This is a genomic window from Nonomuraea soli (genome assembly GCF_013761175.1).
Taxonomy (GTDB): domain Bacteria; phylum Actinomycetota; class Actinomycetes; order Streptosporangiales; family Streptosporangiaceae; genus Nonomuraea; species Nonomuraea soli.
In genome coordinates, this window is record NZ_JACDUR010000002.1 from 600,957 (window position 1) to 614,588 (window position 13,632).

Genomic DNA, 13,632 nt, shown 5'->3' on the forward strand with positions numbered 1-13,632 from the left:
GTCGCTAGGGCTCCGGGCGCCTCTAGTCCCGCTTCGGCGGGCCGTACGGCTCGATGCGCGGGTCGGAGAAGTCCCCCTCCTGCCAGACCCGCTCCGTCACGCGCAAGCCGTACAGCCCCTGCTCCGGATCGATCGCCACCAGGCCGTAGTCGAGGTCGACCTCGTCACGGTCGAGGCCGAGGCGCTCGATCGCATGCTCCAGCGTGGCAGCCGTGCGCGCCAGCCGTACCGTGACCAGGACCATGGTTCCTACGCTACGCGCTTGGCCCGCCGCCGCAACGCGGCGACGATGCCCGCCGTGTCGAGCACGCCGTAGCCGTAGTCGAAGTCGTAGCCGATCTCGCTGCGGTCGTCGGCCGTACGGCGCAGCAGGGCGCGCAGCTGCGCGGGTGTGAGCCTGGCCGACGACCATCGGGTGCGGATGGCGGCGACGAGACCCGCGGCCACCGGGCACGCTGCGGATGTGCCCGAATCGGCCTCGTTGTCGCCGAACGCCTTCGACCCCAGGAAGTGCGTGTAAGCGCACAGATCGGGCTTGCGGGCGGTCAGCCGTCCGGGACCCTGGGAGGAGTAGCCGACCCGCTCGCCGTTGGTGTCGACGCCGCCGATCGACAACGCGCGCGAGTGCGAGTTGGCCCCGACGATCGGCCGGTCGGGGTAGGCGCAGCGGCCGTCCTTGCACTCGCGGCCGCAGTTGCCCGCCGCGAACAGCACGTCGGCGCCGGCCCTGTCGAGGCTGGAGACGATCAGGTTGAACGGGTGCGCGGCGTTGTCGGAGTAGTTGCCCGGATGCCCGACGGGGAAGTCCCAGCGCGGGCTGAACGACCCCCACGAGTTGCTGATCACCAGCGACCTGGTCTCCGGCGGCTGGTTCTCCAGCACGGTCCGCAGGTGCGCGAAGGCCGCGACCGCGTCGCTCAGCAGCCCGTCGAGCGCCGAGCCGCCGGGCCGCCGCGACAGCAGCACCGGGATGTCGATCAGCGTGGACTTCGGCGCGGCGATGAGCGTGTCGAACGCGCACATCGTGCCGTGGTCCACCTCGAACTCGCCCGGCCTGCCGTCGACCGTGCTCGGGTTCCAGCTGCGCTCGGCGTCGAGCGTCACCGCCCGGCCCAGGTGGCGGGCGACGTGCGCGGCGTTGATGCCGGTGTCCAGTACGGCCAGGCACACGCCCGAGCCGTCAAGGCCTTCGGCGGCCAGCGACGCCACGTTCAGCAGCCGCTCCACGTCACGCCAGTCGCCGACCGGCGCATCGCCGCCGCAGGTGAGGCTCGACTCGATCACCGGGTCGGCGAACACCCCGACCACATCGGCGCGCATCGTGGGCAGGAGCGCGATCCGGGTGGCCAGTTCGTCGTCGGAGATCGTGCCGCGCACCAGGACCGTGGCGTCCTCGGCGGCCAGCGAGAAGTCGAGCGGCTGGTTCAGGCTCAGAGGATCGCCCCCGGCCGCGGCGGGGACAGGACGGGGCAGGGCAACGGGGGTGAAACCCTCGTCGAGCTCCACCCCGGGCAGGCCGGCAGCGACATCGGCCGTCGACGGGCTCGGCCCAGGCTCCGCGACGGCCGCGACCAGGTCGGGGGATGGACGTAGTTGGATCATGACTCGCATGAGGTACCGCCGAATGTTTGGAGGGATCGAACTTTCCAACATTGATTCATTCGGGGGGACGCGTCCACCGACTCGGCAGTGTTGTGACCTGCTGATATGCGGCAAAGAAGGGCGAATGAGACGGCGAATGTTTTCGGTCTGCTGGGATTGATGGCCCGGGTGGAGAATTTCGGGCTTGGGGTGAGCCGATATGGGGCGCAGTCTTGGCGGCCTGGGCGGCGGCTGCGATCGTGTCGGAGGCGCACGCCGTCGGCGTGACGAAGCCCCTCACCCCATGGCCGTACAGGTCCAGAGGGGCCGGGAACTTGTCAGTGCCACCTGCTTACATCTCCCCATGGATGCCCCTCGCCTTCTCGCATGCCTGCAGTCCGACTACGCCGCCCTGCGCACCGCCCTCGCCGCCGCCCCGCCGAGCGCCCCCGTGCCCACCTGCCCCGAATGGACGGCAGCCGACCTCGGCGACCACGTCGCCCACGTCTACCTCCACAAGGTGGAAGCCCTCCTGTCCGGCGGCCCGCCCCACCCCTGGCCCCCGAGCGACCCGGTCGACCTGGAGGAGAGCTACGTCGCCCTCCTGACCGAGCCGACCTCCCGATCGCCGGGCGAGAAGGCGTGGAGCTGGTACCCGCCGGAGCAGAACGTCGCCTTCTGGATCCGCCGCATGGCACACGAGACGGTCATCCACCGCATCGACGCCGAACTCGCCGCCGGCCGTCCGGTCTCGAAGATCCCCGATGACCTGGCTCTGGACGGGATCGACGAACTGCTGACAGCCTTCCTCGCCTTCAGCGCGACCGAATGGCCAGAGGAGATGAACAAGGTCCCCGTCGTCCCCGGCGAGGGCGTCCTTCAGGCCGGCTCCCGCGCGTGGACGATCACCTTGCCCGGCGCCCTCGTGCACCCCGGCGCATCGTCCTCTGCCCGCGCCACGATCTCAGGGCCCCCGGAGGAGGTGCTGCGCTGGGCGTGGGGCCGGGGCGGCGACGCTGTCGTCGTGTCGGGCGACACCGCTTGGGTCGATGGGCTTCGCAGGTGCCTGGTGGTCGCCACCCAGTAGCTGGTGCGGCCCCCGGCGGGCCTGCGTGCCTGACGCGCGAGGTTCTGAGCGCCTGCTCGCGGGGTTCTGAGAGCTTACTCGCGAGGCTTCGCGTGCCTGCCGCAGCTGGTCAGCAGCGTCGCGCCCGCGCCTCCCCACAGAGGAGTGGAGCGCGCCGCAACTCCCGAGGCCGACCGGAAGACTGGCCCCGCTTCTGCGCGAGCCGCCGGAAGACGGGCCCCAAACTTCTGCGCGGGCCGGCCGAGGGACTGCGCCTCGCCTTTGCGCGGGCCCAGCCTCCCGGCCCGCTGCGAGGTGCGGCTGGCGGGCGGGCGGGCGGTGGCGGCCCGCCAGCCGTACCCCTCGCGTCAGAGTCCGCAGACCTCGTCGAGTGACTTGGCGGCCTTGTTGTCGTTCGGCGTGGGCGTCGGGGAGGTCGTCGCGCCGGGGGCGGCCGTGACCTGGCCGGACGCGGAGGTCGTGGGTGACTCGGACGGCGCGCCCGAGGCGGCGCCCGAAGGGGAGGCGCTCGGGGCGGAGGCGAGCTTCTGGCGCACCGGCCTGACCGACGCCTGCAGCGCCTTGCTGACGGCGACGCGGATCTTGGGCCAGTCCGCCGATCCCGGCCAGAACTCCGGCGGCACGAACTGCAGGCTCGTGATGCGGGCGCCCTTGACCTTCAGGGCCAGTTCGGCGACCGCGGGGACGAGTTCCTCGGGGATGTTGGTCTCGGCGAGCTTCTTCGTCGCGTTGGCGATCTTGGTGAAGTTCGCGAGGATCTTGTCGGGAGTGGCCTGCTTGGCGAAGGCGCCGATGACGCAGCGCTGGCGTCCCATGCGGGAGAAGTCGTCGGATCCCACCCGCGACCTGCCGTACCACAGGGCCTGCTCGCCCGAGAGCTTGCGGGTTCCGGCCTTGATCGTGCCAGCGGTGCCGAAGGTGCCGCCCCACTTCACGTCGTGGTCGACGCGGATGCGCAGACCACCGATGGCGTCGACCAGGTCGACGAAGCCGTACATGTTGATCAGGGCGTAGTAGTCGATCTTGAGTCCGAGGGTGTGGCCGATGGCGTCCATGAGGGCACGCGGGCCCTTGTGGGGGCCGCCCATGATCTCGGGGTGGTCGTTGCCGTACTGCCACACCTCGTTGAGCAGGCCGCCGTTGGGCAGGTCGGCCATGTAGCCGTTGGGGAAGTGCTTGGCCAGCGGGGAGGAGGCGGGGAAGCGGACGTGCTGCAGGTTGCGCGGAAGGCTGAACATCACCGTGTTGCCGGTCTTGATGTTGATGCTCGCCACGGTCATGCTGTCGGTCCGCACGCCGACGCGGTTGCCCGCGCCGTCGCCGCCGACGAGCAGGAAGTTGACGCGGTCGCGACCGTTCCAGGGGTCCTTCACCGGGTCGGCCACGGGGGCGATGTCCGGGTCGCTTCCGGCCTTCTTGAAGACGGTCTGCACCAGGTCCTTGGTGGTGACGGCGGCGTTGGCCACGTAGGCGAAGGGCGCCATGACCGACACGCACAGCACGCCGACGAGGACGCCGGAGACGATCTGGCCCCGGCTGTCGAGCTTGTTGGGGCTGAGCGAGATGTAGGAGGTCAGGACGAGGCCGAACCAGCCCAGCGCGAACGCCCCGGCGATCACCGAGATGATGGTGAGCGCGGCGCCGCTGGCCAGGCCCGTGAGGTCGCTGAGGTCGCGGGTCAGGCCGTAGATGAGGCCGCCGAGGAGGAGGACGAGGAAGGCCCCGAGGAGGGCGAAGCCGGTACGGCGGTGCCCGGCGCGCAGGTGCGCCATACCCGGGACCAGTACGGACAGCGCCGTCCAGCCGAGGATCGAGCCCAGGGTGACGGGGGCGGCGAAGCCGGGCTTCGGGGAGGACGGAGGCCGGGATGCGCCGCCGCGTGAGCGGGGAGAGACGCCTCGGGAGCGGCGACCGGAGCCGGTGCCGGAATTGGAGCCGGATGAGCGGTGGGGGTCCTCGCTGCGACGACCGCCGCCGGGGGTGCCGGAGGTGGTCGGGGAGGAGGACTGCGCCTGGTCGTAGGAGGCGCTGGGAGAGGCCTCGGGGGAAGTGGTGGAGGAGGCGCCCGCTATGCCGGAGATGTGACCGCCGGGGACGTGGCTGCCAGGGCCAGAGCCAGGGGCGGGGCCGGAACCAGGGGCGGGGCCAAAGCCAGGGCCAGAGCCAGGGGCAGGGGCAGGGGCGGGGCCGGAGGCGTGGCCGGGGCCGGAGGCGTGGCCGCTGCCTGCGGGGCTGTGACCGCTCGGGCCAGGGGTGCGGGCGCCGTCAGGGGCGGGACCGCTGGCGACGTGGGCGTCTTGGGCCCCTGATGCGAGGCTGTGCGGGCCTGAGGGGGTGTGCGGGCCTGCGGGGCTGTGTGAGGCGGCGGGTGCGCCGTGTGGCGTGGAGCCGCCGGGAGAGGCCGCTGGGCCGGGGCCGCTCTGGGGAGCTCCAGTGCTGGGGTTGTGGGGGGCTGCGGCGCCAGGACCGCCGTGAGCACCCCCGGCCCCGGGACCGCCGTGAGGAGCCCCGGTGCCCTGGCCGCTGTGCGGGGCCGTGGGGCTGGGGGTGGAGCCTGAGGGGGTGGTGCCGGGGTGGTCGGTGGAGCCGGGCGAGGGCGGTGTGACCTCGCGAGACGGCCGTCCGCCGCCTTCGCGGCGCGGCCTCCCGGTGCGTCCCCCGTGGCGCTTGCTCACACCGGCTCCTTCACCCGTCGTTCTACCAGGTCAAATGCTGGAGAGGATTTTAGCCCCTATATACGGACAACCGAGACAAGTGGCTAATTTGAGATGAACCCCGAGTGACACTCACGAGGTCGAGGAGGAGCTCGCCGACCACGTGTTGCACTGGGCCGGCGTGTTCCGCTCCCAGCCCTGCCGGAACCACCGGTTGTTGTTGGCGGGGGAGCCGTGGTCACGTGGCCAGCCCGGATAGTCACCCACGATCCCGTAGAAGCGGAACAGCTCGGCCCGCCGCCCCGAGGGCACCGGGTAGCTGGTCGCGACCGACCGCATCCACATCCCGCCGAAACAGGTCGCCTGCAGCTCCAGCCGCCTGCTCATCGCGAGCTGGCTGTTGCGGTTGGAGGTCTCCTGGTGGCGCCCCCAGTAGGTGTTGAGGATGCCGGTCAGGTTCTGCACGTGGTGACCGTACTCGTGGGCCATCATGCTGATGATCCCGCCGTGCCAGGAGATGATCTCACCGTAGCCGCGCGCGTTGCCGTTGCCGTTGGCCATCGCGCCGGTGGAGGCGTAGATCGTGTTGTTGCGCGGGCAGTAGTACGGCACCATGCTGCCCGCCGACGGGTAGTCGCCGCAGGCGCCGCGGCCACGCCCTGACGCGATGGCGTAGCCGGGCGGGCTCCACTGGATGCCCGCCTTGTTCAGCACCGGCCCCCACGCCCGGTCCATGCACTCGCCGGTCTTCAGGATCAGCCTCTTCAGCTGCGCGTGGTTGTAGATGCTCGTGTTCCCGGCCGAGCAGTTGAGCCGTGGCAGGGCCGTACCCCGGTAGACGCTGTTGGTCTTCAGGCTGGTGTCCACGCGCACCTGGGTCGGCTGCTCGACCGTCTGCTCGGTCTCGTCCGTCTCGTCGCCGCGCTGCGTGGGCTCGGCGGTGGGCTGCCGGGTGGGCTGCTGCGTCGGGCGCCTGGTCGGGCGCACCGGGTCGACGGTCTTGGTGCGCTTGGGCTGCGGCTGGTACGACGGGATGGCGACCGGGGTGGTGGTCTCGGTCTTGGTGTCGTTGCCGAGCATCGCGGCGCCGACCACGAGCAGGATCGCCACCGCCGCGAGGCCGCCGAGCATGATCCCGAGCACGGTGAGGCCCGCGCTGCCGGACTTGCGCTGCTGCGGGCGCGGGGGAGGCCACTGCCCGCCGTACGGCCGCGGCGGCACCGGCGGTGGCGGCGGCGCCCAGCCCGGGCCGCCGCCGCCCTGCGGGGGCTGGTTCTGGTACGGCATGCCGCCGGGGTAGGGGACCTGCTGCCCCGGCGGTGGCGGCGGTGGTGGCGGCGGCGGAGGCTGCTGGCCCGGGTAGGGCGGCTGGCCCTGCCCGGGGTGAGGCGGCTGGCCCGGGTACGGCTGCTGCCCCGGGTATGGCTGCTGCGCCGGATACGGCGGTTGCCCGCCCTGGCCAGGGTACGGCTGGCCGGGATGCTGAGGTTGCGGGCCTCCCTGGCCCGGGTACTGAGGCTGCTGTCCCCCCTGACCCGGGTACGGCTGGCCGGGCTGCTGGCCGGGCTGCTGGTACGGAGGCTGCGGAGCCGGGGCCTGCTGCCCCTGGCGCTGCGGATAGCCGGGTGGTGGCCACGGGCGCGATGGAGGCCGCTGGGGCTGGTGAGGTCCTTGATCGTGCGGAGGGTACTGCCCGTTGCCTGTCACGCTGCCCCCACCTGTGACGGGATGTCCGACTTTTATCGACCTTTGCCGAATATGGGGCAGAAGCATACTGATTTATCACCCGTCACGGATGTAGCGGTATGCGGTTACACTCCGAAATCAGACGAGGTGATCTCCGCTATGTCCCGGACCGGACACCGGGCGTTGCCCTAGCTTCAAAGGCATGAATCTGCAGCAGCTCCGCTACGTGGTCGCGACTGCGGAGCACCGCACCATGACCGACGCGGCCAGGTCGCTCTACATCGCGCAGCCAGCGCTTTCGCGTGCGATCCGGGATCTGGAGCGAGAGCTCGGCATGACGCTCTTCGCTCGCTCGGGGCGCGGTGTGGTGGTCACCGCGCAGGGCCGCCGAGTGGTCAAGCTGGCGAGGGAGGCGCTCGACGCCGTACGTGAGATCGAGAGCCTGGCCGGCCACAGCGGCGCCTCGGAGGTAGAACTGCGCATCGCCTCCACTCCCAACCTCGAGCCCGGCCTGGCGGGGCGGCTGCTGCCCGCCTACGCCGCCGAGCACCCCGGTGTCCGAGTGCACATCGTCCGCTGTGACGGCCGCGACGCCGTCGTCAGCGCCATCCGGGACCAGCGGGCCGACCTCGGTCTGACCGACCTGCCCGTGCCCCCCGACCTCATCACCCACCCCGTCGAGCGGCAGGAGATCGTCCTCATCTCGCCGCCCGGCCTGGAACTGCCCGACCCCGTGCCGATGCGCAGCCTCGACGGCCTGCGCCTGGCCCTGCCCGCCCGTGGGAGCGTGCGGCGCCGGGAGCTGGATGCCATGTTCGGCAAGTACGGCGTGCATCCGATCGTCGTGCTGGAGACCGACGAGCGCAACGGCTGGCTGAAGGCTGTGCGCTCCGGCCAGGCCTCGTTGTTGTGGTACCGCGGGCTGGCCGAGCAGGCGAGCAGGGCGGGCCTGGTCGTGCGTTCGCTGGAGCCGGCCGTGCGCAGGGTGATCGCCGTCATCCATGCGCGTCGCCGCCTCCCGCTGATCGCCCAGGACTTCCTGGCCACCGCTGAGAAGGGATCGGCCGCTTAAAACACCATAAGTCCGGAACGTTCCAAGAGTCGCCCCACGCCCCCTCCGCGCCAGGGGGCGAGGGTGCTCCGACCCCCCGCTGCCGGTGGCCTCTCGCGCTGCGATGGAGTGCCCGGCCCGCGCTCAGCGGAGGGGGGCCCAAAAGCCGCAGTGAATTGCCTCACATGAAAAGTCAGGAAAAAAGCGGACAAAGGGCTGAGTTAATCCTTTAAACGCGCCCCGCCCGCCACCCCCGTTCACCCCGTGTTCCCTCCCCGGTCTCCCGTCTATGGGAAAGTTTCTTTACAGTAAGGAACACAACACCTGACAGACCGGGGGTGTGACCCATGACAGCCATCTTGGCCGAGCCCGTCCTGACCGCAGAACAGAATGTCCTTCCAACTCCACCCACAGATGACGAAATATCCCTCTATTTTGGTCCGCAACGCCGCTGGGTCCTCCTGGCGGTCCCCCTCAGCCTCACGCTGACAGCCGGAACATTATTCCTTTTCTCCCTCCGACACCCCATTCTGACGCCATTCCTGATAGCCCTCGTGCTCAACCTCGCCGGCTGGCTGCTCTCCTACATCGACGGCCAGCGCCAGCGCACCACCACTTGGGAATCCCACCTCCTGCTGACCTCCGCCTGGCGCCCGCCCGCCGTACCCGACGTGGACGTCTTCCTCCCCACTCTGGGCGAGCCGATCGAGGTCCTGCGCAACACCTTCCGCCACGTCGCGCACCTGCGATGGAACGGTCCGCTCACCGTCTGGGTGCTCGACGACGCCGCCCGCCCCGACGTCGAACGGCTGGCGGACGAGTACGGCTTCCGCTACAGCAGCCGCCCCGACCGCGGCCACCTCAAGAAGGCCGGAAACCTCAACCACGGCCTGGGCCTCGGCCGCGCCGAGCTGGTGGTCGTCTTCGACGCCGACTTCGTCCCGCGCCCCGACTTCCTCGACCACCTGGTCCCCTACCTGGAGGACCCGCGGGTGGCGATCGTGCAGTCGCCGCAGTTCTTCGACACCGGCCGCGAGCTGCCCTGGGTGCAGCGCACCGCAGGAGCCGCGCAGGAGCTGTTCTACCGCTGGCTGCAGCCCAGCCGCGACGCCGACGGCGGCGCGATCTGCGTGGGCAGCAACGTCGTCTACCGGCGCAGCGCGCTCGACCTGATCGGCGGCTTCCCGAAGATCGACCACAGCGAGGACATCCACACCAGCGTCGCCCTGCTCAGGCACGGCCTGCGCACCAAGTACGTGCCCGTGCTGCTGGCCAAGGGCCTGTCGCCCGACAACGTCGGCTCCTACATCGCCCAGCAGTACCGCTGGGCGCTGGGCTGCATGAGCCTGCTGTTCAGCAAGGAGTTCCACCGCACCCCGATGCCGTGGCGGGCGCGGGTGGCCTACTGGAGCGGCTTCCTGTCGTACTTCCCGAGCGCCGTCAACATCGCCGCCGTCCCGCTGCCCGGGCTGATCATGCTCTACGCCTACCCCCAGGACGTGCGGGCCTGGCACATGATCCCGTTCGTCGGGCCGCTGTGGGTGGCGCTCGTGCTGCTGCCCGCGGTGTCGGTGGGCCGCTACCGCTTCGAGGTGATCAGGGCGCAGACCCTCTACGCCTACTGCCACCTGTTCGCCATCTCCCACGGGCTGCGCAGCCAGGTGGCCGCCTGGGTGCCCAGCGGCGGCGCGGGCGCCAAGAGCTCGCGCATGGTCCGCACGGTGGCGCGCCTGGCCCTGGCCTGGCTGACGCTCTCGACCGCCGCCGTGTGGGCGGGCATCGCCTGGCGCGCACCGCAGTACGGCTGGGACCGCTACTGGGCGCTCACCGCCTTCGCCCTGGCCAGCAGCTACATCGCCGTCCCCCTCATCCGCGACCTCTGGAGACTCGTCCGATGAACCCGCGACCTCTGGAGGCCCGTCAGTCGAAGACGCGACCTCTGGACGCTCCCCCGTCGAAGGCGCGACCTGTGGAGACTCCCTCGGCGAACCAGCCCTCCGACCACCGGCTGCGCTGGCCGGAGACCCTGGCCCTGACCGTGCTGCTCCTGCTCGCCGTGGTCGTCGCCGCCGGCTGGGCCGGCCTGCCGGACCTGCTCCCATGACCGGTACGACATCGCACCGGGACGACATCGACGGGCTCAGGGCGGTGGCCGTCGGGTTCGTGCTGGCCTTCCACGCCGCCGTCCCCGGCTTCGGCGGCGGGTTCGTCGGCGTCGACGTCTTCTTCGTCATCTCCGGCTTCCTGATCACCACCCTCACCCTCAAGCCCTTCTCGCTCGCCGACTTCTACGCCCGCCGTGCCCGCCGCATCCTGCCCGCCGCCGGCACCGTCCTGGTCGCCACCGCCGTCGCGGCCTGGCTGATCCTGCCGGGGCTGCGCCTGCGCGAGGTGGCCGCCGACCTGTTCACCTCGGCCCTGTCGGCGGCCAACTGGCGCTTCGTCGCCCAGGAGACCGACTACCTGGCCGCCGAGCTGGACCCGAGCCCGCTGCTGCACTTCTGGTCGCTGGCCGTGGAGGAGCAGTACTACCTGCTGTGGGCGCCGCTCGCGCTGCTGCTCGCCGGCCGCAGGAAGGCGCTGACGGCGATCACGGTGCTGATCACGGCGGCCTCTCTGGCCCTCTGCCTGGCCTGGGACGGCCCCCTGGCCTACCTGGCCACACCCGCCAGGGCCTGGCAGTTCGGCGTGGGCGCGCTGGCCGCGCTCGCCGTGCCGTACCTCACCCGGGTGCCCCGGCGGCTCGCCGCGCTCCTGGGTACGGCAGGCGCCGCAGCCCTGGCCTGGTCGCTGACCATCGCCGAGACCTCCTACCCCGGTCCCGAGGCGCTGGCCCCCACCCTCGGCGCGGCCGCGCTGATCCTGTTCCGCTCGCCGGTGTCGTCGCTGCTGGCCACCGCCCCGATGCGGGCGACGGGGCGCCTGTCGTTCTCCTGGTACCTGTGGCACTGGCCCGTCCTGGTGCTCGTCGAGGCCGCGACCGGCCCCCAGCCGTGGCCGGTCAAGCTCGTCCTGGCGGCCGCGAGCGCGGCACCGGCCTGGCTGACGATGCGCCTGGTGGAGAACCCGGTGCGCTTCTCCGCCGTGGTCACCGAGCTGCCCAGGCGCGGCCTGGCGGTCGGCACGGCCGCCATGACCGTCCCCGTCATCGCCGCCCTGGTCCTCGGCTTCGTCACCGCGCCCGCCACCGGCCCAGCCGCCGGGACACGGACCGTCGCCGTCGCTCCGGCGCCCGCCCCCACGGTCGACGCCGCGGCCGCCAGGACCGACTACCCGCGCTCGGGCGGCTGCGAGGTGGAGCTGGCCGCCACGACCAGCCCGCCCTGCGTCTTCGGCACCGGCGCCGAGCGTGTCGTGTTGATCGGCGACTCCCATGCCGGGCAGTGGTTCGCCATGGCCCAGCGCATCGCCCAGCGGCGCGGCTGGAGCCTGGAGGTGCTGGTCAAACCGGGCTGCCCGCTGCCCACGCTGACCGTCGTGGAGCCCCGGCTGGGCCGTGAGTACCGCGAGTGCGACGTCTGGCGCGAGCACGCCCTGTCCCGTCTGGAGTCCGCGTCGCCGCCGCGCCTGATCCTGTTCGGCTCCCTGGCCACCTACGCCGACGCGCGACGGACCACGACGGGCTGGGCCACCACGATGGCCCGGCTCGAACGGCTCGGCGCCCCCATGGTCTACCTGCGCGACACCCCGCTGCCCGGCTTCGACGTGCCTGAGTGCCTGTCGGGCAAGCCGGTCGCCGCGTGCGTCTTCCCGCGCTCGAAGGCGCTGCCCGGCCACGTGCTCGCCGAGCGGCCGGGCGTGTGGCGGCTGGAGGTCACCGACCTGCTGTGCCCCGGCACCACCTGCCCGGGCGTGATCGACGGCGTCGTGCTCTACCGCGACGACTCCCACCTGACCGACACCGTCGTCGTACGGCTGGCGCCCCGTCTGGAGCAACGGCTGGAGGACCTCGACCTGATCCCCACGGTGCTATGAGAATCCTGCTGACGCTCCTGATCCTGCTCGGGCTGTCCTCCTGCTCCGCCGGAGGGGAGCGCGAGATCTTCCGCGACGACTTCGACACCCTGGAGAACTGGGTGGCGGAGGAGGGCGCGGGCCGCTGGGGGACCGGCGAGATCGAGCGCATGAGCCGCGCCAACCTGGCCGTCTCCGGCGGCAACCTGGCGATCACACCCAGGCTGGAGGGCGGCGAATGGACCTCGGGCCGCATCCGCAGCAAGCGGGAGGACTTCGGGGTGCCGCCCGGCGGCACGCTCCGGGTCGAGGCGCGCATCGCCCTGCCCGCCGTCACCCCCGCCGACGGGCAGGGCTACTGGCCGGCCTTCTGGATGCTCGGCGGCCACACCGGCTGGCCGGAGATCGGCGAGATCGACATCCTGGAGGCCGTCAACGGGCAACCGTCGATCATGGGGGCCATGCACTGCGGCCGGCCGTGCGACGAGCCGGTCGGGCTCACCACCGGGCAGTGGCCGTGCCCGGCCTGTTTCGGCGGCTTCCACACCTACGCCGTCGAGATGACGGGCACGAGCGTCACCTGGTTCCTCGACGGCGTGCCGTACCACACCCTGGAGCGGAGCCTGGACCGGCGCTTCTTCCTCATCCTCAACGTGGCGATCGGCGGCGCGCTGCCGGGGCCGCCGGCCGCCACGACCGCGCCAGGCCGGGCGATGCTCGTCGACTACGTCAGTGTCAGATCCAGGCAGAGCGCCGATCACCACTAGGCTCGGCCTGATGAGCACCCTTCGCCTGGGCGTGCGTACGTTCGCCCCGGGGCAGTACGCGGTGATGGCCGTCGTCAACCGCACCCCCGACTCCTTCTTCGACCGCGGCGCCACCTACGGCTTCGACGCCGCGATGGCCGCGGTCGACCGGGCGGCGGCGGCCGGGGCCGACATCGTTGACATCGGCGGAGTCAAGGCGGGCCCCGGCGACGACGTCGACGCCCGCGAGGAGATCAGGCGGGTCGCCGGGCTCGTCGAGGCGGTCCGCGAACGTCACCCCGGCCTGCTGATCAGCGTCGACACCTGGCGGGCGGAGGTGGGCGAGGTCGTGGCCAGGGCCGGGGCGCACCTGCTCAACGACACCTGGGGCGGCGTAGACCCCGGCCTGGCGTCGGTCGCGGCGCGGTACGGCACGGGCCTGGTGTGCGCGCACGCCGGACGTGTCACCCCGCGCACCAGGCCGCACCGCATCGCCTACGACGACGTGGTCACCGACGTCGTCGGCTACACGGTCGCGCTGGCCGAGAAGGCGGAGCGGGCCGGGGTCGCGCGCGAGTCGATCCTCATCGACCCCGCGCACGACTTCGGCAAGAACACCTTCCACTCGCTGGAGGTCAGCCGCCGGCTCGGCGAGCTGGTGGACACCGGATGGCCGGTGCTGGTGGCCGTCTCCAACAAGGACTTCGTCGGGGAGAGCCTGGGCGGCCTGCCGGTCGAGGAGCGGCACGCCGGCACTGTCGCGACCCTGGCCGTCTCCGCCATCCTTGGGGCGAGGGTCTTTCGCGTCCACGACCCCGCCTCGGCGCGGGCCGCGCTGGCCTGGATTAGTACGTCAGGCGAAGTATAGTCTGG

At 71.6% G+C, this 13,632-nt stretch carries 11 protein-coding genes; 7 read left to right on the plus strand and 4 right to left on the minus strand.

The features are described from left to right. Positions 1–22: 22 nt before the first annotated feature. A complete protein-coding gene (locus HNR30_RS09905) occupies positions 23–244 on the minus strand; it encodes a hypothetical protein (RefSeq protein ID WP_181609458.1) in 222 nt (73 codons plus the stop codon). A gap of 5 nt (positions 245–249) precedes the next feature. Beyond that, the gene (locus HNR30_RS09910) at positions 250–1,602 is read right to left on the minus strand and encodes a S8 family peptidase (protein WP_246377987.1); all 1,353 of its coding nucleotides are present in this window, start codon (positions 1,600–1,602) and stop codon (positions 250–252) included. A gap of 343 nt (positions 1,603–1,945) precedes the next feature. On the opposite strand from HNR30_RS09910, the gene HNR30_RS09915 reads away from it, so the two are divergent. Next, a complete protein-coding gene (locus HNR30_RS09915) occupies positions 1,946–2,668 on the plus strand; it encodes a maleylpyruvate isomerase family mycothiol-dependent enzyme (protein WP_181609460.1) in 723 nt (240 codons plus the stop codon). 347 nt (positions 2,669–3,015) lie between these two features. On the opposite strand, the gene HNR30_RS09920 is transcribed toward HNR30_RS09915, so the two are convergent. Together HNR30_RS09920 and HNR30_RS09925 are read right to left on the minus strand one after the other, a co-directional pair. Beyond that, positions 3,016–4,440, minus strand: a complete 1,425-nt coding sequence (locus tag HNR30_RS09920; RefSeq protein WP_246377989.1) for an LCP family protein — start codon at positions 4,438–4,440, stop codon at positions 3,016–3,018. A gap of 1,014 nt (positions 4,441–5,454) precedes the next feature. Continuing rightward, entirely contained in the window at positions 5,455–6,609 is a 1,155-nt protein-coding gene (locus HNR30_RS09925; protein WP_220133391.1) for a neutral zinc metallopeptidase, read from the minus strand. A 601-nt stretch (positions 6,610–7,210) separates the two neighbouring features. Here HNR30_RS09925 and HNR30_RS09930 point away from each other — a divergent pair. From HNR30_RS09930 to folP, 6 genes are all read left to right on the plus strand, one after another. After that, positions 7,211–8,080: a LysR family transcriptional regulator gene (locus HNR30_RS09930; RefSeq protein WP_181609461.1), complete on the plus strand. Its 870-nt coding sequence runs from the start codon at positions 7,211–7,213 to the stop codon at positions 8,078–8,080. 533 nt (positions 8,081–8,613) lie between these two features. Continuing rightward, positions 8,614–9,957, plus strand: coding sequence for a glycosyltransferase family 2 protein (locus tag HNR30_RS09935; RefSeq protein WP_312894312.1), 1,344 nt, complete (start codon positions 8,614–8,616; stop codon positions 9,955–9,957). A 71-nt stretch (positions 9,958–10,028) separates the two neighbouring features. Beyond that, positions 10,029–10,163, plus strand: coding sequence for a hypothetical protein (locus tag HNR30_RS49140; RefSeq protein WP_281389576.1), 135 nt, complete (start codon positions 10,029–10,031; stop codon positions 10,161–10,163). Continuing rightward, entirely contained in the window at positions 10,160–12,034 is a 1,875-nt protein-coding gene (locus HNR30_RS09940) for an acyltransferase family protein (RefSeq protein WP_181609463.1), read from the plus strand. The genes HNR30_RS49140 and HNR30_RS09940 overlap by 4 nt, the downstream gene beginning before the upstream one ends. Beyond that, positions 12,031–12,780, plus strand: a complete 750-nt coding sequence (locus HNR30_RS09945) for a family 16 glycosylhydrolase (RefSeq protein WP_181609464.1) — start codon at positions 12,031–12,033, stop codon at positions 12,778–12,780. The genes HNR30_RS09940 and HNR30_RS09945 overlap by 4 nt, the downstream gene beginning before the upstream one ends. Before the next feature lie 10 nt (positions 12,781–12,790). Next, positions 12,791–13,627 (plus strand): dihydropteroate synthase, encoded by an 837-nt coding sequence (gene folP, locus HNR30_RS09950; protein WP_181609465.1) that lies wholly within the window; start codon positions 12,791–12,793, stop codon positions 13,625–13,627. Positions 13,628–13,632: the final 5 nt, after the last annotated feature.

Bases quoted from the DNA above. Each gene is read 5' to 3' on its own strand.
- folP (WP_181609465.1), top strand. From the start codon at position 12,791: ATGAGCACCCTTCGCCTGGGCGTGCGTACGTTCGCCCCGGGGCAGTAC.
- HNR30_RS09910 (WP_246377987.1), bottom strand. From the start codon at position 1,602: ATGATCCAACTACGTCCATCCCCCGACCTGGTCGCGGCCGTCGCGGAG.
- HNR30_RS09905 (WP_181609458.1), bottom strand. From the start codon at position 244: ATGGTCCTGGTCACGGTACGGCTGGCGCGCACGGCTGCCACGCTGGAG.
- HNR30_RS09940 (WP_181609463.1), top strand. From the start codon at position 10,160: ATGACCGGTACGACATCGCACCGGGACGACATCGACGGGCTCAGGGCG.
- HNR30_RS09930 (WP_181609461.1), top strand. From the start codon at position 7,211: ATGAATCTGCAGCAGCTCCGCTACGTGGTCGCGACTGCGGAGCACCGC.
- HNR30_RS09920 (WP_246377989.1), bottom strand. From the start codon at position 4,440: ATGGCGCACCTGCGCGCCGGGCACCGCCGTACCGGCTTCGCCCTCCTC.
- HNR30_RS09915 (WP_181609460.1), top strand. From the start codon at position 1,946: ATGGATGCCCCTCGCCTTCTCGCATGCCTGCAGTCCGACTACGCCGCC.
- HNR30_RS09945 (WP_181609464.1), top strand. From the start codon at position 12,031: ATGAGAATCCTGCTGACGCTCCTGATCCTGCTCGGGCTGTCCTCCTGC.
- HNR30_RS09925 (WP_220133391.1), bottom strand. From the start codon at position 6,609: ATGCCGTACCAGAACCAGCCCCCGCAGGGCGGCGGCGGCCCGGGCTGG.